20 protein-coding genes and 1 other RNA gene are annotated in these 18,496 nt (G+C 62.0%); 13 read left to right on the forward strand and 8 right to left on the reverse strand.

Annotated elements, in window-relative coordinates:
• Window positions 1-176: 176 nt before the first annotated feature.
• Genes recF through JL39_RS14305 form a run of 3 tightly spaced genes read left to right on the forward strand, consistent with a single transcriptional unit; the run spans window position 177 to window position 2,578 of the window.
• A complete protein-coding gene (gene recF / locus JL39_RS14295) occupies window positions 177-1,301 on the forward strand; it encodes a DNA replication/repair protein RecF (protein ID WP_037151602.1) in 1,125 nt (374 codons plus the stop codon).
• A 36-nt stretch (window positions 1,302-1,337) separates the two neighbouring features.
• Window positions 1,338-2,108: a molybdopterin-synthase adenylyltransferase MoeB gene (locus JL39_RS14300; RefSeq protein WP_037151605.1), complete on the forward strand. Its 771-nt coding sequence runs from the start codon at window positions 1,338-1,340 to the stop codon at window positions 2,106-2,108.
• Complete coding sequence (locus JL39_RS14305; RefSeq protein WP_037151608.1) at window positions 2,105-2,578, forward strand: GNAT family N-acetyltransferase; 474 nt, start codon at window positions 2,105-2,107, stop codon at window positions 2,576-2,578. The genes JL39_RS14300 and JL39_RS14305 overlap by 4 nt, the downstream gene beginning before the upstream one ends.
• Here the strand turns inward: JL39_RS14305 and JL39_RS14310 are convergent, their stop codons facing one another.
• On the reverse strand, window positions 2,579-3,583 hold the full coding sequence (locus JL39_RS14310; protein WP_037151610.1) for a D-glycerate dehydrogenase: 1,005 nt from the start codon (window positions 3,581-3,583) through the stop codon (window positions 2,579-2,581).
• A 155-nt stretch (window positions 3,584-3,738) separates the two neighbouring features.
• On the opposite strand from JL39_RS14310, the gene JL39_RS14315 reads away from it, so the two are divergent.
• Window positions 3,739-4,278 carry an SH3 domain-containing protein gene (locus tag JL39_RS14315; RefSeq protein WP_037151613.1) on the forward strand — a complete coding sequence of 180 codons (540 nt, stop codon included), beginning with the start codon at window positions 3,739-3,741 and terminating at the stop codon, window positions 4,276-4,278.
• 18 nt (window positions 4,279-4,296) lie between these two features.
• On the opposite strand, the gene JL39_RS14320 is transcribed toward JL39_RS14315, so the two are convergent.
• Window positions 4,297-5,289, reverse strand: coding sequence for an adenosine kinase (locus tag JL39_RS14320; protein ID WP_037151617.1), 993 nt, complete (start codon window positions 5,287-5,289; stop codon window positions 4,297-4,299).
• Window positions 5,290-5,655: 366 nt separating this feature from the next.
• Between JL39_RS14320 and JL39_RS14325 the strand changes: the two genes are divergently transcribed.
• Window positions 5,656-6,600 (forward strand): AEC family transporter, encoded by a 945-nt coding sequence (locus tag JL39_RS14325; RefSeq protein ID WP_037151620.1) that lies wholly within the window; start codon window positions 5,656-5,658, stop codon window positions 6,598-6,600.
• Window positions 6,601-6,687: 87 nt separating this feature from the next.
• Here JL39_RS14325 and JL39_RS14330 read toward each other — a convergent pair whose 3' ends face one another.
• Entirely contained in the window at window positions 6,688-7,272 is a 585-nt protein-coding gene (locus JL39_RS14330; RefSeq protein WP_037151623.1) for a cytochrome c family protein, read from the reverse strand.
• 151 nt (window positions 7,273-7,423) lie between these two features.
• On the opposite strand from JL39_RS14330, the gene JL39_RS14335 reads away from it, so the two are divergent.
• Together JL39_RS14335 and JL39_RS14340 are read left to right on the forward strand one after the other, a co-directional pair.
• A complete protein-coding gene (locus JL39_RS14335) occupies window positions 7,424-8,179 on the forward strand; it encodes a 3-deoxy-manno-octulosonate cytidylyltransferase (protein ID WP_037151626.1) in 756 nt (251 codons plus the stop codon).
• A gap of 12 nt (window positions 8,180-8,191) precedes the next feature.
• Window positions 8,192-9,055 carry a prephenate dehydratase gene (locus JL39_RS14340; protein WP_037151629.1) on the forward strand — a complete coding sequence of 288 codons (864 nt, stop codon included), beginning with the start codon at window positions 8,192-8,194 and terminating at the stop codon, window positions 9,053-9,055.
• A gap of 672 nt (window positions 9,056-9,727) precedes the next feature.
• Here the strand turns inward: JL39_RS14340 and JL39_RS14345 are convergent.
• The 4 genes from JL39_RS14345 to JL39_RS14360 form a co-directional block, all read right to left on the reverse strand.
• A complete protein-coding gene (locus tag JL39_RS14345; RefSeq protein WP_037151631.1) occupies window positions 9,728-10,099 on the reverse strand; it encodes a VOC family protein in 372 nt (123 codons plus the stop codon).
• A gap of 69 nt (window positions 10,100-10,168) precedes the next feature.
• Window positions 10,169-10,864: a YafY family protein gene (locus JL39_RS14350; protein WP_037151636.1), complete on the reverse strand. Its 696-nt coding sequence runs from the start codon at window positions 10,862-10,864 to the stop codon at window positions 10,169-10,171.
• A gap of 360 nt (window positions 10,865-11,224) precedes the next feature.
• Complete coding sequence (gene nudC / locus JL39_RS14355; protein WP_037151638.1) at window positions 11,225-12,202, reverse strand: NAD(+) diphosphatase; 978 nt, start codon at window positions 12,200-12,202, stop codon at window positions 11,225-11,227.
• Window positions 12,203-12,204: 2 nt separating this feature from the next.
• On the reverse strand, window positions 12,205-12,633 hold the full coding sequence (locus JL39_RS14360; RefSeq protein WP_037151879.1) for an HIT family protein: 429 nt from the start codon (window positions 12,631-12,633) through the stop codon (window positions 12,205-12,207).
• A 226-nt stretch (window positions 12,634-12,859) separates the two neighbouring features.
• On the opposite strand from JL39_RS14360, the gene ffs reads away from it, so the two are divergent.
• The 6 genes from ffs (at window position 12,860) to JL39_RS14385 (ending at window position 18,039) form a co-directional block, all read left to right on the forward strand.
• An RNA gene (gene ffs / locus JL39_RS31035) (signal recognition particle sRNA small type) lies at window positions 12,860-12,956 on the forward strand.
• Between the two features lie 77 nt (window positions 12,957-13,033).
• Window positions 13,034-14,932 (forward strand): DNA polymerase III subunit gamma/tau, encoded by a 1,899-nt coding sequence (locus JL39_RS14365; protein ID WP_037151641.1) that lies wholly within the window; start codon window positions 13,034-13,036, stop codon window positions 14,930-14,932.
• Window positions 14,933-14,949: 17 nt separating this feature from the next.
• Window positions 14,950-15,273: a YbaB/EbfC family nucleoid-associated protein gene (locus tag JL39_RS14370; protein WP_037151643.1), complete on the forward strand. Its 324-nt coding sequence runs from the start codon at window positions 14,950-14,952 to the stop codon at window positions 15,271-15,273.
• A gap of 29 nt (window positions 15,274-15,302) precedes the next feature.
• Window positions 15,303-15,914: a LysE family translocator gene (locus tag JL39_RS14375; RefSeq protein WP_037151648.1), complete on the forward strand. Its 612-nt coding sequence runs from the start codon at window positions 15,303-15,305 to the stop codon at window positions 15,912-15,914.
• A gap of 88 nt (window positions 15,915-16,002) precedes the next feature.
• Window positions 16,003-16,608 carry a recombination mediator RecR gene (gene recR, locus JL39_RS14380; protein ID WP_037151651.1) on the forward strand — a complete coding sequence of 202 codons (606 nt, stop codon included), beginning with the start codon at window positions 16,003-16,005 and terminating at the stop codon, window positions 16,606-16,608.
• 198 nt (window positions 16,609-16,806) lie between these two features.
• Window positions 16,807-18,039, forward strand: coding sequence for a lytic murein transglycosylase (locus JL39_RS14385; RefSeq protein WP_037151654.1), 1,233 nt, complete (start codon window positions 16,807-16,809; stop codon window positions 18,037-18,039).
• Here the strand turns inward: JL39_RS14385 and JL39_RS14390 are convergent, their stop codons facing one another.
• Window positions 18,040-18,495: a GNAT family N-acetyltransferase gene (locus tag JL39_RS14390; RefSeq protein WP_037151656.1), complete on the reverse strand. Its 456-nt coding sequence runs from the start codon at window positions 18,493-18,495 to the stop codon at window positions 18,040-18,042.
• Window position 18,496 lies beyond the last annotated feature (1 nt).

An 18,496-nucleotide genomic window follows, 5' to 3' on the forward strand; every position in this document is an offset into this window, starting at 1 on the left:
CAACTCCAATGAGGTTCCGCATTCGTGTGGGCTCTCCGATCTTTGAAACCACGGCAGGAGACTGCGCGTGGACGGAAACATTGGGAGGGCCCCTGGCCGGAGGGGTATCTACAGACGAAGCTTGCCTTCCTCGCTCCAAAACCTTAGCTCCTGTACAACGACACCCAAGATTCCCGATGGCGCAGAAAACCTCTCTTTCCCGGCTCAAGCTCACCGATTTCCGCAACTATGCGGAAGCGACGCTCGTTCTCGACGGGCGCCACGTGGTGCTGGCGGGCGAAAACGGCGCCGGCAAGACCAATCTCCTGGAGGCGGTCTCCTTTTTCTCGCCGGGCCGCGGCTTACGCCGTGCGGTCCTGACCGATGTCGCCCGCGTCGGCGCTGCCGGCAGCTTCACGATCTTCGCCGATGTCGACGGGATGGAAGGCGAAGTCTCGATCGGCACGGGCATCGAACCTGCCGATGGCGAGAACGTCACCCGCAAGCTCAGGATCAACGGGACGCCTGCGAAATCAACGGAGGAACTGTCCGACCACCTGAGCGTCCTGTGGCTGACGCCGGCCATGGACGGACTTTTTACCGGCCCCGCCGCCGACCGGCGGCGCTTCCTGGACCGGCTTGTACTGTCTCTCGATCATGCCCATGGCCGCCGCGCCAGCGATTTCGAGCGCGCCATGCGAAGCCGCAACCGCCTGCTCTCCGAAGGCCGTTTCGATCCCGCCTGGCTTTCCGCGATCGAAGCGCAGATGGCGAGCCTCGGCATTGCCATGGCCGCTGCGCGACAGGAGATGCTCGGCCTCCTCAGGACATTGTCGGCCGGTTCCGGCGAGACGCCCTTTCCCACACCGGTGCTGGCGCTCGAAGGCTTCATGGATCACGCCACGGAGCGGCCCGCCGCCGAACTGGAGGACGAATATCTGCAGATGCTGCGGAATAGCCGCGGGCGCGACGCTGCTGCGGGTCGTACGCTGGAAGGGCCGCATAGATCCGATCTGCTTGTCCGCCATCGCGAAAAGGACATGGAAGCCGAACGCTGCTCGACCGGCGAACAGAAAGCGCTGCTGATCGGCCTTGTGCTTGCCCATGCCCGTCTCACCGCCGACATGACCGGTCATACGCCGATCCTGCTGCTCGACGAGATCGCCGCACATCTCGACGAAGGCCGGCGCGCGGCGCTGTTCGATCTTGTCCACGGGCTCGGCGGCCAGTCCTTCATGACCGGCACGGACAAAAGCATGTTCTCCGCTCTCGCCGACCGGGCGCAGTTTTTTACCGTCGCACATGGCAGCGTCACATCCTGAGTTACACGCCTCGTCTCGCGATGATATGATACCTTCATGGAAACCTTGACACCTGACGAGATCGAACGTTACCGCCGCCACATCCTGCTGCCGGAAATCGGCGGCACCGGTCAGCAGAAGATGAAGGACGCGCGCGTTCTGGTAATCGGCGCCGGGGGGCTCGGCACACCGGTCCTCGAATATCTCGCCGCGGCCGGCATCGGCACGATCGGCATCGTCGACGATGATCTGGTCTCGCTCTCAAACCTGCAGCGGCAGGTGATCCACGATACCGGCACGATCGGCGAGATGAAGACGAGAAGTGCCCGCGAGGCGATCGCGCGGCTCAACCCGCATGTGCGCGTCGTGGATTTCGAGGAGCGCTTTTCGCTCGAATGGGCGTCGCGGAACCTGTCCCGCTTCGACCTCCTCATCGATGGCTCGGATAATTTCGATACACGCTATGCGGCGGCGGACGCGGCGGAACTTGCGAAAATCCCGCTGGTGACGGGCGCCGTCGGGCGTTTCGACGGGTCCCTGACCGTGCTGAAACCCTATGAGACCGGCCCGGACGGTGCGCCTAATCCCACCTATCGCGATCTTTTCCCGGAAAAGCCGCCGGAAGGACTGATCCCCTCCTGCGCCGAGACCGGCATCGTCGGGGCACTGACCGGTGTCATCGGCACGCTGATGGCCATGGAAGCGATCAAGCTTATCGTCGGGATCGGCGAACCGCTGGTCGGCCGGCTGATGCTCTACGATTCGCTTGTCGCCCGCTTCGACATCATCAAATACAAACGCCGCACCGCAAGGGCTGCCGCCGAATGACCGACATCATCCGCATTGGAGAAGACTTCGGCCGCTTCGACGAACTTCTGGCGCTCATCCTCTCCTCCTTCGCCTATATGGACGGCGTCATCGACCCGCCCTCCTCCGCGCATCGGCTGACATTGGCGTCATTGGCCGAAAAGGCGAAAGATGAAATCGCCTTCGCCGCCGTCGAGGATGGCAAGCTCGCGGGCTGCGTCTTCCTGAAACCGGAGCCCGGCTTCCTCTATCTCGGCAAGCTCGCTATCGCGCCGGAATGTCAGGGCAAGGGTCTCGGCCGCCGGCTGCTGGCAATTGCCGAAGATGTCGCCCGAAAAGAGGGACTGCCTTCGCTCAGGCTCGAAACCCGCATCGAACTCGCCGGCAACCATGCGACATTCGCCAGATGGGGCTTTTCGAAAACCGCCGAAAATTCCCATCCGGGCTTTGAGCGCGTCACCTCCATCGAGATGCAGAAGCGGCTTGCATGATCAGTTGCGGCCCGGCAGCACCCGGTTCGGCGGACGGTGGCCGTCGAAGAAGGTGCGGATATTGATGATCACCTTGTCGCCCATGTCGATCCGCCCCTCGATCGTCGCCGAGCCCATATGCGGCAAGAGCACGACGCGGCCCTGATGGGCAAGCTTGATGAGCTTCGGGCTCACCGCCGGTTCGTTCTGATAGACGTCGAGGCCGGCGCCGGCGATCTTGTTGTCGCGCAGAAGCTGGATCATCGCCGCCTCGTCGATGATGTCGCCGCGGGCGGTATTGACGATGATCGAGCTCGGCTGCATCAGCGCCAGCCGGCGAGCCGAAAGCAGGTGGAAGGTCGCCGGCGTCGAGGGGCAGTTGACCGAGACGACGTCGACGCGGGCAAGCATCTGGTCGAGGCTGTCCCAATAGGTCGCCTCCAGTTCCTCTTCCGTCGCGGGATTGGCGCGCTTCCTGTTGTGATAGTGGATCGACAGGCCGAAGGCCTTGGCCCGACGCGCAACGGCCGTGCCGATGCGACCCATGCCGACGATGCCGATGCGCTTTCCCCAGATGCGGCGGCCGAGCATCCAGGTGGGGCTCCAGCCCGCCCAGTCGCCCGGATGATCGGTGAGCACGCGCGAACCTTCGACCAGCCGCCGGTTGACCGCGAGAATCAACGCCATGGTCATGTCGGCAGTATCTTCGGTCAGCACATTCGGTGTATTGGTGACGGTGATGCCCCGCTTTGCGGCCGCATCCACATCGATATGATCGAAGCCGTTGGAGAAGCTGGCGATCAGCTTGAGCTGCGGCCCGGCTTCGGCAATCAGCGCTTCGTCGATCCTGTCCGTGACCGTCGGCACCAGCACGTCCGCAAGCTTCATCGCGGCCGCCAGTTCGTCCCTCGTCCTTGGCGTATCGTCGATATTGAGCTCGGCATCGAACAGCTCTCGCATGCGGGTTTCCACCGCATCCGGCAGCTTGCGGGTGATATAGACCTTGGGTTTTTTCTTTGCGGTCATGAGTTTCGCTATCCGGCGCCCTTTAGGATGTCCTTAACCAAGTCGCGCGATATTCGGTTCATCCAGGGCGTTTTCTACCAGACCCGTCGGCGAAGACAAACAAAACCTCGCAGGGTCCGCGTGGCGCCCCACGGTCTTTCAGCCGGAACCAACCCATGCGCCGCGTTATCCTTCGTTCCTTCATTGCCCTGACTCTCGGTCTTGCCGCCTGCCTGTCCGTTTCCGCGCCAGCTTACGCTCAAGGCGCGAAGGGGCCTAGCGGCCTGCCGCTCCCCCGGTTCGTCAGCCTCAAATCGAAGAAGGTGAATATCCGTATCGGTCCGAGCACGGATTATGCCGTCTCATGGATGTATATGAAATCCGGCACGCCGATGGAGGTCATCCAGGAGTACGAGAACTGGCGGCGCGTCCGCGATGCCGACGGCACCGAGGGCTGGGTGAACCAGGCGCTGCTTTCCGGCGAGCGCACCGCACTCGCGGCACCCTGGATGCGCGGCAAGGGCAAGGACATCTACGTCAACATGCGCCGGGACCCGCAGAACAGCGCCGCCATCGTCGCAAAGCTGGAGCCAGGCGTCGTGCTCAAGATCAACGAATGCAATGGCGACTGGTGCCACGCGGAAGCGAGCGGCACCGAGGGCTGGATCGCACAGGGCGAGGTCTGGGGCGCCTATCCCGGCGAGGCCTTCAAATAAGGCTTTCCCGGCGAGGCCTTAAACAAGGCCTTCGCTTGCCGCCGCTTCCTTAAGCGATTCCATCGGACGCGGGCCTATCTGCTGAATGCAGATGGCGGCTGCCAGGCAACCGAGCTTGCCGCAATCTTCAAGCGAGCGTCCCTGGGTATAGCCGTAGAGGAAGCCGGCGGCGAAAAGGTCGCCTGCACCGGTCGTATCGACCAGTTCCCGGATCGGGTAGGCAGCGACCTTCACGCGCTCGGCGCCGCGGATGATGATCGCGCCCTCCTCGCTGAGCGTGACGGCAGCAAGCTTGCAGTCCTTGCCGATCTTTTCAAGAGCCAGCTCGAAATCATCCGTCTCGTAAAGCGAGAGCGCTTCCTGCCGGTTAGCGAAGACGATGTCGACCGTGCCGGAACGCATCAGGTCGAGGAATTCCGCACGGTAGCGGTCGACGCAGAAGGGGTCGGAGAGCGTCATCGAGACTTCGCGACCGTTCGCATGGGCGATGCGGGCGGATTCGCGGATCGCCTCCTTGGCGCGCGGCGGGTCCCAGAGGTAGCCCTCGAAATAGGTGACTTTGGATTCGGCCACCACATCCGCCTCGACATGCTCCGGACCGAGATCGACACAGGCGCCGAGGTAGGTGTTCATCGAGCGCTCGCCGTCCGGCGTGACGAAGATCATCGAACGGGCGGTCGGCGGATTGGTGCCTTCCGGCTTGGTCTGGTAGTGCACGCCCTGGGCGCGGATGTCGTGCTGGAAGATCTGGCCGAGCTGGTCTTCGGCGACCTTGCCGAAATAGGCAGCCCTGCCGCCGAAACCGGCAATCCCGGCCGCGGTGTTCCCGGCCGAACCGCCGGAGGCTTCCACCGCCGGCCCCATCTTCGAATAGAGAAGTTCGGCGCGCTCGGCATCGATCAGGTTCATCGCTCCCTTGATGATCGCATTCTCGCTCAGGAAACTGTCCTCACAGCGGGCAAGGATATCCACGATAGCATTACCGATGGTCAGCACGTCGAATTTGGGCATCCGGTCTTGATCCTCTTCAACAGGTTAGTCCGGGAAAACCGGTATTCGGGTTTTGACGTGATTGGAAGCGAAAATAACGACAATGCCCGTAAAACCAGGCCTTCCACCATCCGTCACGTCCCTGTCACGATCTACGTTTATGTGTTTGCCCATCCGGTTGCGTTGCCGACCACGGATGAACTGGCGGCAGACTTCCGGAATCCCGGCTGAGACCGGGAACGAAAGCGGGGATTGCCCCGCTTTTTTGTTTGGCACCCAGGCCGTCTCATTTCCTCCCTCGAAAGGCTCTTCTGCGGTAAACGCATTTGTCCTCACCCGCGACATGCGTTAGACGCATAAAACCTCCCTCTGCCGAAAGCCTCCTCCGTGTCCTCCGTCTTCGTGAATGTCGTGCCCGTCTTCGTCCTGATCCTCATCGGCTGGATGTCGGCGAAAACCGGAATATTGAAGGAGGAGACCGGCGACGCGCTCGGTGAATTCGTCTTCAAGATCGCCGTGCCCATGCTGATCTTCCGGACGCTGGCGGATGCGCATTTTGAAGGCGCTTCGCCGTTCCGGCTCTGGGCGGCCTATTTCCTGGCCGTCGCCGTCACCTGGACGGTCGGCCATCTCATCGCCACGCGCATCTTCCGGCGTGATGCGAAAGTCGGTGTCATTGCCGGAATGTCCGCCTCGTTCGCCAACAACGTCTTCATCGGCCTGCCGCTCGTCGCCCACATCGTCGGGAAAGATGGGTTGGTGGCGATCTCGATCCTGCTCGCCATTCATCTGCCGCTGATGATGGTGGCCGGCACCATCCTGATGGAGGGTGCCGCCTCGAAGGTCGATGGAGGGGAGAAACGCAGCATTCCAGCCATCCTGATGCAGATAGGCTCGAATCTTGCCCGCAACCCGCTGGTGATAGGGCTTTTTGTCGGCGTGGCCTTCAATTTGCTCGGCCTGCACCTGCCGCAGGCGGTTGCCGTGGTCGTGGACCAGATTTCCGCAGCGGCAAGTCCTGTCGCACTGATATCGATCGGCATGGCGCTGACGAAATATCCGATCCGCGGCGATATCGGGCTTTCCGGGATGTCGGCCGTCCTGAAGCTCACCTTGCTGCCGGCCGTCGTCTTTCTCATGAGCCACCTTCTGGGTCTTCCACAGGATTGGACCGCAGCACTCGTGCTGACCTCCTCGGTGCCTACCGGTATCAATGCCTGGCTGATTGCCCAGCGCTTCCGTTCCGGCCACAGCCTTGCGGCATCGGTTATCAGCATCACGACGGCCTTCGGCGTGATTACCGTCAGCTTCTGGGCCTGGCTGCTGAGTTGAGCAGCCCCAAATCGGAGACCCTCAACCACAAACGCAAAATGCCCGGGCGAAGCCGGGCATTTTCATTGGAAAACATGCCTGAACCGATCAGTTCGTCGCAGGCGGAGCGGCCGGCGCTGCATTCGGGTCCGGAAGCGGAGCCGGGCTGTCAGATTGTTCGCGCAGATAAGCGAGCAGGTTGGCCCGTTCGGTATCGTTCTTGAGACCCGCAAAGCCCATGGCCGTGCCCTTGATGAAGCTCTTCGGAGCCGTCAGGAAATGGTTGAGGTTGTCGAAGGTCCAGTGCTCCGAACCGCCCTTGGAGAAATCCTTCATGGCAGCCGAATAAGCGAAGCCTTCATGCGAAGCGACCGGACGGTCGACAACGCCCCAGAGATCGGGGCCGACCTTGTTCGGACCGCCCTTCTCGATCGAATGACAGCTCTGACACTTCTTGAAAACCGTCGCGCCGGCTGCTGCATCGGCACTTGCAAGAAGCTGTCCGACCGGAACTGCCGCCGGCGCCGCCTCAGCCGCTTCGCCCCCTGCAGGCTCCTCGGCCGCAACAATGGCAAAGCCTTCCTTTTCAGGGGTCGGTGAATGAAAAATGCCTTCCGAGGCAATCGACACCGACATCATGACGAAGACCGTAGCAAGCAGGGCGCCTGCCGCCATGTTTACGTAGGGGTTCATCCGCAACCGCTCCTTCGCAACCGCCTGTCCTAAGGCGAGCCATCTTGAAATTGCGCGGAACCTATGTCTTTTGCATCATTGTTGCAACACGATATTCATCCCGCGCGTGAGACTTTTTGACACTTTTCCCGCCGGGACAGAAGGGTCCCCCATGAAGAATTCGGCTTTTGACCGAACGCTGGTGCTGATCCCGGCCCGAATGGCCTCGACGCGCCTGCCAGGAAAACCTCTGGCTGATATTGCCGGATTGCCGATGATCGTCCAGGTAGCAAAACGCGCCCAGGAAGCGGAAGCCGGCCGAATCATCGTCGCGGTCGACCATCAGGACGTCTACGACGCGGTGGCGGCCGCCGGTTTCGACGTGGTGATGACCCGCCAGGATCATCAATCCGGTTCCGACCGCATCTTCGAAGCCGTCCAGAAGGCCGATCCGGACGCGAAGATGGATTTCGTCATCAACGTCCAGGGCGACCTGCCGACGATCGAACCGGAGGCGGTCCGTGCCTCGCTCCGCCCCCTCGAAAATTCCTCGACCGATATCGCGACGCTGACGGTCGAGATCACCGACGAACACGAGAAAACCAATCCGAATGTCGTCAAGATCGTCGGCTCTCCGCTTTCCGCCACGCGGCTGAGGGCGCTTTATTTCACCCGCGCGACGGCCCCATACGGCAACGGCCCGCTCTATCACCATATCGGGCTCTATGCCTATCGCCGCGCCGCGCTCGAAAAATTCGTGTCGCTCGGACCGTCGGTGCTCGAAAAGCGCGAATCGCTCGAACAGCTCCGGGCGCTCGAAGCGGGCATGCGCATCGATGCCGAAATCGTTGACTCCGTGCCTCTGGGTGTCGATACTCCGGCCGACCTTGAAAAGGCGCGCGCGATCCTTTCCGCCCGCGCTTCCTGACGGATGTTTCCCATGAACGCTCCCACCAATAGCATCGCCTTCCAGGGCGACTTCGGCGCCAATTCCGACATGGCCTGCCGCGACATGTTCCCGACCATGGAACCGCTGCCCTGCGCAACCTTCGAGGATGCCTTCCAGGCGCTCGAAAACGGCGACGCCGATCTGGCGATGATCCCGATCGAGAACACGATCGCGGGCCGCGTCGCCGACATCCACTATCTGCTGCCCGAATCGCGGCTGCATATCGTCGGCGAATATTTCATGCCGATCCGCTTCCAGCTCATGGTGCTGCCGGGCGTGAAACATGAGGAAGTCCGCACCGTCCACAGTCATATCCATGCGCTCGGCCAGTGCCGCAAGATCATCCGCGCCAATGGATGGAAGGCGGTCGTGGCGGGCGATACGGCAGGTGCTGCCAAGCTGATCGCGGAAAAGGGCGACCGCTCCATGGCCGCGCTCGCGCCCCGGCTTGCGGCGGAACTCTACGGCCTCGAAATCATGGCCGAGAATGTCGAGGACACGGAAGACAACATCACCCGTTTCGTGATCCTGTCGCGCGACGAAAAATGGGTGCAGCGCAACGATCCGACCGATGTGATCGTGACGACGTTCGTATTCAACGTCCGCAATATTCCGGCCGCGCTCTACAAGGCGCTCGGCGGGTTCGCGACGAACGGCATCAACATGACCAAGCTCGAAAGCTATCAGCTCGGCGGCAAGTTCGTGGCCACCCAGTTCTATGCGGATATCGAGGGCCATCCGGACGACGCTCCGGTGCGCCGGGCGCTGGAGGAACTCCGGTTCTTCTCTGAAAAGGTCCGCATCCTTGGGACCTACAAGGGCCATCCGATGCGCGGAGCACTGCAGAAGGGATGACGAACGGTCCGGCGTGAACTCGTGCATAACAAAGGACGGATTCCCCCCTTGGCGACAGTCGGAATTTCAAGTTCGGCCGGGACACGTCGGGTGCCTTGATTTAAGTTTTTATAAGTGACACACGACGTGTCCCGTTCAGTGTTCTTGTGCTGCGCAACTCCGGTTCCTCTGCGGCGATATGGTCTTACGTCCTTGCAGATGCCATACCGGGTTGGGTGCGACACACGCACGCCCCGCCTTGAGGCGAGAGGGGGACCATTTTCTGCGCAGCCCCTGACGACCCGCCTGCATCAACGGCAGACCGAAAGGGCACCGGTCCCATCTCGCCGGCGATGCTTGAACCGGTGTAGCCGAAACGGGACGCGAAGATTGTAGGCATGGGTTGAAAGGGCGGGGATGAACGGGAGTGATTTTTCCTGTCGATTTTTGCCAAGGTTTTGATTTGCCTCGCCATACCCCCTCTGCCCTGCCGGGCATCTCCCCCACGGGTAGGGAGATCACAAGTGGCGTGATCCTCGCTTCCAAACTGCCGTTGCAAACGCGGGACGCTCACTCGGGACACTCGATGAAAGGCTGTGAGCAGGCGTCCAGCCAATCTCCCCCCTTGTGGGGGAGATGCCCGGCAGGGCAGAGGGGGGTGCCACGCCCGCCGCTGCCGAGCGCCTTTCGCGCTTACTCCGCGCTCATCGAATAGACCCGCAGGCGATGGCCGTCCGGATCGGTCATGACGAAGGTGTAGCCGAAATCCATCTGCACCGGCGTTTGCAGCACCCGCATGCCGCGTTTCGCCCAATCCGCATAGATTCTGTCGACATCGGCCGCATTTTCGCGCCTGAAGCAGATCTCCATCCCGCCGCTGCCGTCTGTGACAAGCGGCTCAGCCGTGTGCCGTGACCAGAGGCCGACCTTGAGACCGGTCGGCAGGACGAAAAGGGCGAAAGTCGCCGAACGTTCGACGGGATCGACGACGAAGAGAGACTGATAGAATTCCGCGCTTGCGAACGGGTTGTCGACGAAGAGAATAACGAAATCGGGATGAACCATGTCAGTGCTCCTGTGCTTGAGACCGACGCAACGCTATCGCACCCTGCTGTCAGATAATGGCAGCAGCGATCACCGCTCTTCGGGAATCCCCTGCATCTCGCGCCACGCCTTCACCAACACCTGCCGGCGGCGGGGATAGCGCTGTTCCGTCGACGTGACGGAAATCATACGATCGGTGCGGAAATGCCGAAAATCCTGCCTGAGCTCACACCAGGCAACCAGAACCCGGACGCTGTCGAAGAAGCCGAGCGCGAAGGGCCAGACTTTCCGGGTCGTCAGTGTGCCTTTGTCATCCTCATAGGAGAGTTCGAGAATGTGTTCGGCCCGTATCGCCTTGCGGATCAGGCCGAGATCCGCCTTGTCCTCCTGCCGGCGCGGCGCGCCGACAAGCAGGGTCGAGGTGTCGAGCTCCTGCTTGAGCTCAGGCGGCAGGACAGCGGCGATCTTGGCAAGCGCATCCACGGCACCGGCGGCCAATCGCGGATCGGCTGTCTTCGCCACCCAGCGGGAGCCGAGCACCAGTGCCTCGATCTCCTCTTCGGAAAACATCATCGGCGGCAGCATGAAGCCCGGCTTCAGCACATAACCGAGGCCCGCCTCCCCCTCGATGAAGGCGCCCTGTGCCTGAAGGCTGGCAATGTCCCGATAGAGCGTGCGCAGGCTGACGCCGGTTTCGGCAGCGAGCTTCGCACCGCTGACCGGCTGGCGATAGCGGCGGAGCACCTGAAGGAGAGCAAGCAGACGTTCCGAGCGGGCAATGGTCATGAAGTTGAAACCTCAACGAAGGCAAAGGGCTAGATTGCCACCCCCCTCACCAACAAAATCTAACACTTAGCTAAAGCTAAGATGTTGATTTTGTAACCTCTCCCACCAAGGGAGAGGTAGGCCCGCGGCGGCGCGGCATTTCTATCTCTCCCCCTGTGGGAGAGAAAGCAATTTCAGCACCTTAGCAAAGCTAAGTGCTAGAAATTGCAAGTGAGGGGGTAGAGAGCAGTCAGGCATAGCCTGACGCTCTGCCCTTCGGAATGATTCACCTGATCATTCCGTAGGCTGCGCCTGACCGCTCCAGCCCTTCGCTTGAGCTCAGGGCGTTCCTCGCTGCAATCGATCCAGTGAATCGATTGCTCAGGCTGCGCCTGACCGCTCGTCACTCCACTCGATCCAGTCGCGCAGCAGGCGGTGGGCGATCGCGCCCTTCGCCGGGGCAAAATGGGGGCTGTCCGGCCCGGCATCCAGCATCGCGGCGACCTCCGCGCGCTCGAACCAGCGGACGTCCGCCATTTCCTGCGGATCGATCTTGATCTCGGTGGACGTCGCTTCGGCATAGCAGCCGATCATCAGCGAATGCGGCATCGGCCAGGGCTGGGAGGCGTGGTAACGCACCCTTCCCACCTCGATGCCGGATTCCTCGAAGGTTTCGCGGCGGACCGCGTTCTCGATCGTTTCGCCCGGCTCAACGAAACCGGCAAGACAGGAATACATCCCTTCCTGGAAATGGTGACTGCGGCCAAGCAGGCAACGGTCCCGCTCGATATCCACCGTCAGCATGATCACCACCGGATCGGTACGCGGAAACGTCATATGCTGGCATTGGGTGCAGACGCGCTTGTAGCCGCCGATCTTCGGCTCAGTCGGAGAACCGCATTTGCCGCAGAAGCGGTTGGCGCCGTTCCAGTTGAGGAGCGCTACGGCCTGCGCGATCTCGCCCTGCAGTTCGCCCTCGATCAACGAATCACGGAAGAGTGCCCGCGCCTCCGTCGGTTTGTAATGGCTCGCCAAGTCCTCGACCGGGATCAATACCGGCACGGCAATCCGCGGCTCACCATTCTCCTTGTAGCCGAGCAGAACGGCGTTATCGAAATCAGGTTCGAGTTCAGCGAGTTCGTAAGGCGCGAACAATGGATCGAGGATCTGGCCGTCGTGCTTCAGGATCAGCCGGCTGCCGGTGAAGGCGAAGATATGCATGCCCTCGACCGCGAGCGCTTTCTCCAGGCAGTCGTCGTCACGATATTCGGCCTGCCGGTCCAGCTTGTTGCCGGAAAAGGCGGTGAGTTCGCTCGGTTCTGGATGCGGTGCGTCGGTTTGGAAAAGAGTTGCGGTCATGATCAGAGAGCTTCAATGAGTTTCTTGAGGAAATCCTGCTTCTGCGGTTCGTCATAAGGCACCGCCTGACCGAACCCCCAGACGGGACCGGGCCAATTGGGATCGCCCTCGAACCGAGCTATGACGTGGACATGCAGTTGGCGAACGATATTGCCAAGCGCGCCCACGTTGACCTTCGTCGCGCCGGTTGCCTCTTTCAGCGCCGCAGCCACCGTATTCGTCTCGAAGGCCAAAAGCGCCTGGTCGAGCGGAGTGAGATCGAATATCTCGACCATGCCGTTGCGTTGCGGCACCAGCATCAGCCAGGGCCAGCGGCTGTCTTTCAGGATACGGAGCTGGCAGAGACCCAGCACCGTCACGAGATCCGAATCCCGAGCGAGTCTCCCGTCCAATTCGAAATCGCTCAAGCTCTCCTCCCGTTTGTTTTTCATTCGATAGCAGTTTTTGCCGATCCGGCGGTCCGGTTCCAACATCTGCATATCCTTGGCGCACCTTCGCAAGCAAATGTTGGAATCACAAGGACCACAAGCAAGCATATGATTTCCAGTGGAATTTTCGGATCGATATCTGATCTGAAAAGGGCCGCGAACGAGATTCGAATGTCAAATTCATTCCACCAGCTTGCATTTGTAAGCGTTATTGCCGATATGTGCGACGGGAGGTTGGTGGTGGACGAGCCACTCGCCAACCGGGTCAGGTCCGGAAGGAAGCAGCCCTAACGAGCCCGGCACGGGTCGCCGTGCCAGCCTCCCACCTCAATTCGATACCATCTTGGTCAGCTTCCGGTCCGGTCAAGTGGCTGGAACGGCCCGCGCAGGCTGGCAGGACTTTATGAGCGATACCGGGCCCACACAGACGAGCACCCCCACCGGAAACGGATACCGGGTGCTCGCCCGCAAATACCGTCCCAAGGATTTTTCGGACCTCATGGTCGGCCAGGAGCCGATGGTCCGCACGCTGACCAACGCCTTCGAAACCGGCCGCATTGCGCAGGCCTATATGCTGACCGGCGTACGCGGTGTCGGCAAGACGACGACCGCCCGCATCCTCGCCCGCGCGCTGAACTACAAGACCGCGGAAATCGACAAGCCGACGATAGACCTTCGCATTCCCGGCGAGCATTGCCAGGCGATCATGGAAGGCCGGCATGTCGACGTGATCGAGATGGACGCCGCCTCGCATACCGGCATCGACGACATCCGCGAGATCATCGAGCAGGTGCGCTACCGGCCCGTCTCGGCGCGCTACAAAGTCTATATCATCGATGAAGTGCACATGCTCTCGACGCAGGCCTTCAACGGCCTGTTGAAGACGCTCGAAGAGCCGCCGGAACATGTGAAATTCATCTTCGCGACGACGGAAATCCGCAAGGTTCCGATCACCGTGCTTTCGCGCTGCCAGCGATTCGATCTTCGCCGCATCAGCGCCGCCGATCTCGTCGGCCTGTTTTCGACCATCCTGGAAAAGGAAGGCATCCCCGCCGAACCGGAAGCGCTCGCCATGGTCGCTCGCGCCGCAGAAGGCTCGGCGCGCGACGGGCTGTCGCTGCTCGACCAGGCGATCGCCCATGGCGGCGGCAGCGTGCAGGCCGAAACAGTGCGCGGCATGCTGGGCCTTGCGGACCGCGCCCGCATCGTCGACCTCTTCGAGCATATCGTGCGCGGTGACGTGACGGCGGCACTTTCCGAGTTCGGCGCGCAATACGAAGCCGGCGCCAATCCGGTGGTGGTGCTGACCGATCTCGCCGACTTCACCCATCTCGTCACCCGCTTCAAATATATTCCCGATGCGGCAAACGACCCGTCGCTCAGCGAAATCGAGCGCGTACGCGGCCAGGAATTCGCCGACAGCGTCGCGGTGAGCACGCTGTCGCGGATCTGGCAGATGCTGCTCAAAGGCATTCCGGAAGCGGAAAACTCTTCGCGTCCCGCCGGTGCGGCCGAAATGGTGCTGATCCGGCTTACTCATGCCGCCCATCTGCCTTCGCCGGAAGAGGCCGCACGCCGGCTGGGGGATTTCTCCGGCAGCGGTGAAGGCCAACGCCCTGCCCCATCCCCGAACGGCAATGGCGCCAATGGGGGCGGAAGCCGGCCAGTTTCGCCGCAGCACGCATCGGTCAATGCCCGCGGCACGGAGATGTCGGCGCCACGCGTGCCGGCCGAAGTCTCAGGACGTGGGCCTACCGCCATGCTGCAATCGGTTCCGACGCCGGAGCGGCAGGAAGTGCCGGTCGGACGGATCGAGGAACAGCCCGCAGAGAAACCGCAGCCGAAAGTGCCGGTCAATTCGCTGCAGGACATCGTCGAGCTTTGCACCCAGAACCGCGATCCGAAGCTGAAGGCGCTGGTGCGCAATTTCGTGCGGCTGGTGAAGCTGGAGCCGGGGCGGCTCGAGATGCGACTGGTGGATGGCGGTCCGAACACGCTGCCCGGCGAGCTTGGCGTCAAGCTCAAGGAATGGACCGGCATTCACTGGATCGTCAGCATCAGCAAGGAGGAGGGCGCGCCGACGCTGGTCGAGGCGGATAACAATGCCCGCGAAGCCCGCCTTACGGATGCCCGCGCCGACCCGGACGTGGCGGCGATCCTCGCCCAGTTTCCGGGGGCCAAGATCACCGACGTGCGTATCCGCGCCGCAGAAGAAGAGAACGAAACCGAGGAAGCGCCGGCACCGGCGACCGCGGAATCCGAAGAGGGCGACATCCTGCCCGGCGACGACATCGAGCTATAGAAGAAGAGGACAGAGAGATGCGCGACATCATGGGCATGATGGGCAAGGTCAAGGAAATGCAGGCCAAGATGGAGAAGATGCAGGCGGAGATCGCCGCTCTCGACGTCGAAGGCACATCCGGCGGCGGCCTCGTCACCGTCAGGCTCAACGGCAAGGGCGAAATGCTCGGCCTCAAGATCGACCCGTCGCTCTTCAAGGAAGACGATGTCGAAATCCTCGAAGACCTGATCGTCGCGGCCCACAAGGCCGCCAAGGAACGCGCCGAGCAGCTTGCCGCCGAAAAGACCAAGGAACTGACTGCCGGCCTGCCGATCCCGCCCGGCATGAAATTGCCGTTCTGATCATTCCATCGGAGGGATAGGAGGCTCCAATGACACTGACATCGCTTCTGGTCTTCGCGGCGGCGCTGTTCGTCGCCGCGGGTTCGCCAGGCCCGAGCATTGCTGCGCTCGTCGCCCGCGTGCTTTCCAAGGGCTACCGCGACGTGCTGCCCTTCCTGGCGGCGATGTGGGTGGGCGAAGCCGTGTGGCTCTCCTTCGCGGTGGCCGGCCTTGCTGCGATTGCTGAGAGCTTCCACATCGTCTTCGTGGCGATCAAGTGGATCGGCGTCTGTTACCTGCTCTATCTTGCCTGGAAAATGTGGTTTGCCGAACCTGCCGGCCCCGGTGAGGCCCTCCCCGAAAGCCGCTCGGCGCTGAAGATGTTCTTTACCGGGCTGACCGTGACGCTCGGCAATCCGAAGATCATGATGTTTTACGTAGCGCTCCTGCCTTCAATCATCGACCTCGGCGGCGTGACGCTGACCGGCTGGCTGGAACTGGTTGCCGCGATGTTCATCGTCCTGGTCGTGGTCGACCTCGCCTGGGTGCTGCTCGCCGCCAAGGCTCGGCAGTTCCTGAAAAGCCCGCGCGCCGTCAGGATCGCCAACCGTTTCTCGGCCGGAACGATGGCGGGTGCGGCAGCGGCCATCGCGGCGCGTTGAAACACGGCTTCCGGTTCGGCCACAGGTTTTGTGGAGCGCCGGTTCCTGGGCGATTCCGTTTTACCGGCATTTGAGGTACAAGCGCCGCATGGCAAAGCGAGTCACCGGCCCCGAAATCGAAAAACTCATCCAGCTTCTGGCGAAGGTCCCGGGCCTCGGGCCCCGCTCCGCACGCCGGGCGGCGCTGCATCTCATCAAGAAGAAGGAGCAGCTTCTCGGTCCCCTGTCGCATGCCATGGGCGAGGCCTATGACAAGGTGAAAATCTGCTCGCGCTGCGGCAATGTCGATACCGTCGATCCCTGTAGCGTGTGCACCGACGAGCGGCGCGACCAGTCGGTCCTGATCGTCGTGGAGGACGTGTCCGACCTCTGGGCGCTGGAACGCGCCGGCGCGATGAATGCCGCCTATCACGTGCTCGGCGGCACGCTCTCGCCGCTCGATGGCATCGGCCCGGACGATCTCAACATCCGCGGGCTGATCGACCGGGTGAACGAGGGCGGCATCCGTGAGGTCATCATCGCCGTCAACGCCACCGTCGAGGGGCAGACGACGGCGCATTACATCACCGACCAGCTTTCCGGCATCGACGTGAAGATCACACGGCTTGCGCATGGCGTGCCGGTCGGCGGCGAGCTCGACTATCTCGACGAGGGCACGCTGACGGCGGCGCTCAGGGCACGGACGGCGATATAGAGTTTCGGAAGGAGACCGATGAGCAAGCTCGCCCCCCTCTGGCCTGCCGGCCATCTCCCCCACAGGTGGGGAGATCAGCAAGATGCTCCCACACCGCTCCAATCGCGAGGTTTGAGGTGGGCGAGACGTAGCACCAAATCGATCTCCCCCCTTGAGGGGGAGATGGCCGGCAGGCCAGAGGGGGGTGTTTTCAGACGCATGGCCGCGTTGCTTTTCGCGGCAATGGCGATGCTTTTTCCCCTCCCCTCCCTCGCGCAGAACCGGCCGGACATCGAAAAGCAATTCCAGCGGTGGATTGTCAGCGACCTTGGTCCTGACGCGAAGAGGGCGGGGATTTCCGAGAGGACGCTGAAGGCCGCATTCCGGGGCATCGCTCTGAACTGGACCCTGCCCGATCTCCTGCCGCCAGGCACGAAGCCTCCGAAACAGCAGGACCAGAGCCAGGCGGAGTTCTCATCGCCGGGTGCCTATTTTTCGGAGAAGCGGCTGCAGGGTCTGACGGCGACCGGGCGCGGGCTTTTTTCCACCCATGCAGCAACGCTGAAGAAGATCGAGGCGGCTTATGGCGTGCCGGGCGAGATCGTCGTGGCCATCTGGGGCCGCGAGTCAGGCTTCGGGCGCGCAAAACTGCCCTATTCCGCCGTGCAGGTGCTCGCAACCAAAGCCTTCATGTCGACTCGCAAGCAGATGTTCCGCGAGGAACTGATCGCCGCGCTGACGATGATCGAACGCGGCGATGTCGATGCGGCGACCATGAAAGGATCGTGGGCGGGCGCGCTCGGCCAGCCGCAGTTCATGCCGTCGAGCTACCTGAAATATGCCGTCGACTTCGATCGCGACGGGCATGCCGATATCTGGAATTCGGTGCCGGACGCGCTCGCCTCGATTGCCCATTACCTGCAGAAGGAAGGCTGGCAACGCGGCCGCGACTGGGGGTTCGAGGTCACCATTCCGGCCAATGTCTCATGTGCGCAGGAAGGGCCTGACCTTGCAAAGCCGGTCTCGACCTGGGTGGCGGCCGGCATCACCCGCATTTCCGGGAAGGCGTTCCCTTCCGCCGATCTCAAGGCTGCCGGAATGATGCTGCTTCCCGCCGGGCGGCACGGGCCGGAATTCATCGTCACGCCGAATTTCTACGTGCTCAAGCAATACAATAATTCCGACCTCTACGCGCTCTTCATCGGCAACCTGGCCGACCGCATCGCCAATGGTGGCGGACCGTTCCGGGCAAGCTGGGGCGATGTCGGAAAAATGCTGCGTTCGGACGTGCTCGCCATGCAGAAGGCGCTGGTCGCCAGGGGATATGATGTCGGCAATGTCGACGGTCTGCCAGGCTACAAGACCCGCCGCTCGCTGGGCGACTGGCAGGCGAAGAACGGGCTTCAACCCACCTGCTTCCCCGACCCTTCCCTCAAAGGAAGGATCAGGTAGTCAGAGACTGCGTTTCAGTCCTTCATGGCTCGCGGTGAAACCGAGCTTCTCATAAAACCGGATGGCGTCGGGCCGCGCCTTGTCGGAGGTCAGTTGCACCAGCTTGCAGCGGCGCTCCGCCGCCTGTTGTACCGCCCATTCGATGAACTGCGATCCAAGCCCGCTGCCACGCTGATTAGCTGCGATACGCACGCTCTCGATCTGACCCCGCCACATGCCGGCGCGCGAGAGGCCGGGAATGAAGGAGAGCTGCAGGCAGCCGACCACCCTGTCCCCATCATCCACCGCAACGGCGAGAAGCTGGTTTTCATCCATTTCGATCGCCGCGAAAGCCTGCTCATAGCAGGGATCGACCGGATCGGAGACAATTTCGCGCGACCGGCCGAGAGGATCGTCAGCCAGAAGGCCAACGATGGAGGACAGATCGGAATGGCTCGCTTTTCGAAAGGAAAACATA

Source organism: Rhizobium sp. YS-1r (genome assembly GCF_000757525.1).
GTDB classification, from domain to species: Bacteria; Pseudomonadota; Alphaproteobacteria; order Rhizobiales; family Rhizobiaceae; genus Neorhizobium; species Neorhizobium petrolearium.

Excerpts from the sequence above, each read along its gene's own strand:
- recF (WP_037151602.1), top strand. The coding sequence starts at position 177 with ATGGCGCAGAAAACCTCTCTTTCCCGGCTCAAGCTCACCGATTTCCGC.
- JL39_RS14300 (WP_037151605.1), top strand. The coding sequence starts at position 1,338 with ATGGAAACCTTGACACCTGACGAGATCGAACGTTACCGCCGCCACATC.
- JL39_RS14305 (WP_037151608.1), top strand. The coding sequence starts at position 2,105 with ATGACCGACATCATCCGCATTGGAGAAGACTTCGGCCGCTTCGACGAA.
- JL39_RS14310 (WP_037151610.1), bottom strand. The coding sequence starts at position 3,583 with ATGACCGCAAAGAAAAAACCCAAGGTCTATATCACCCGCAAGCTGCCG.
- JL39_RS14315 (WP_037151613.1), top strand. The coding sequence starts at position 3,739 with ATGCGCCGCGTTATCCTTCGTTCCTTCATTGCCCTGACTCTCGGTCTT.
- JL39_RS14320 (WP_037151617.1), bottom strand. The coding sequence starts at position 5,289 with ATGCCCAAATTCGACGTGCTGACCATCGGTAATGCTATCGTGGATATC.
- JL39_RS14330 (WP_037151623.1), bottom strand. The coding sequence starts at position 7,272 with ATGAACCCCTACGTAAACATGGCGGCAGGCGCCCTGCTTGCTACGGTC.
- JL39_RS14335 (WP_037151626.1), top strand. The coding sequence starts at position 7,424 with ATGAAGAATTCGGCTTTTGACCGAACGCTGGTGCTGATCCCGGCCCGA.
- JL39_RS14340 (WP_037151629.1), top strand. The coding sequence starts at position 8,192 with ATGAACGCTCCCACCAATAGCATCGCCTTCCAGGGCGACTTCGGCGCC.
- JL39_RS14345 (WP_037151631.1), bottom strand. The coding sequence starts at position 10,099 with ATGGTTCATCCCGATTTCGTTATTCTCTTCGTCGACAACCCGTTCGCA.
- JL39_RS14350 (WP_037151636.1), bottom strand. The coding sequence starts at position 10,864 with ATGACCATTGCCCGCTCGGAACGTCTGCTTGCTCTCCTTCAGGTGCTC.
- nudC (WP_037151638.1), bottom strand. The coding sequence starts at position 12,202 with ATGACCGCAACTCTTTTCCAAACCGACGCACCGCATCCAGAACCGAGC.
- JL39_RS14360 (WP_037151879.1), bottom strand. The coding sequence starts at position 12,633 with ATGAAAAACAAACGGGAGGAGAGCTTGAGCGATTTCGAATTGGACGGG.
- JL39_RS14365 (WP_037151641.1), top strand. The coding sequence starts at position 13,034 with ATGAGCGATACCGGGCCCACACAGACGAGCACCCCCACCGGAAACGGA.
- JL39_RS14370 (WP_037151643.1), top strand. The coding sequence starts at position 14,950 with ATGCGCGACATCATGGGCATGATGGGCAAGGTCAAGGAAATGCAGGCC.
- JL39_RS14375 (WP_037151648.1), top strand. The coding sequence starts at position 15,303 with ATGACACTGACATCGCTTCTGGTCTTCGCGGCGGCGCTGTTCGTCGCC.
- recR (WP_037151651.1), top strand. The coding sequence starts at position 16,003 with ATGGCAAAGCGAGTCACCGGCCCCGAAATCGAAAAACTCATCCAGCTT.
- JL39_RS14385 (WP_037151654.1), top strand. The coding sequence starts at position 16,807 with ATGGCCGCGTTGCTTTTCGCGGCAATGGCGATGCTTTTTCCCCTCCCC.
- JL39_RS14390 (WP_037151656.1), bottom strand. The coding sequence starts at position 18,495 with ATGTTTTCCTTTCGAAAAGCGAGCCATTCCGATCTGTCCTCCATCGTT.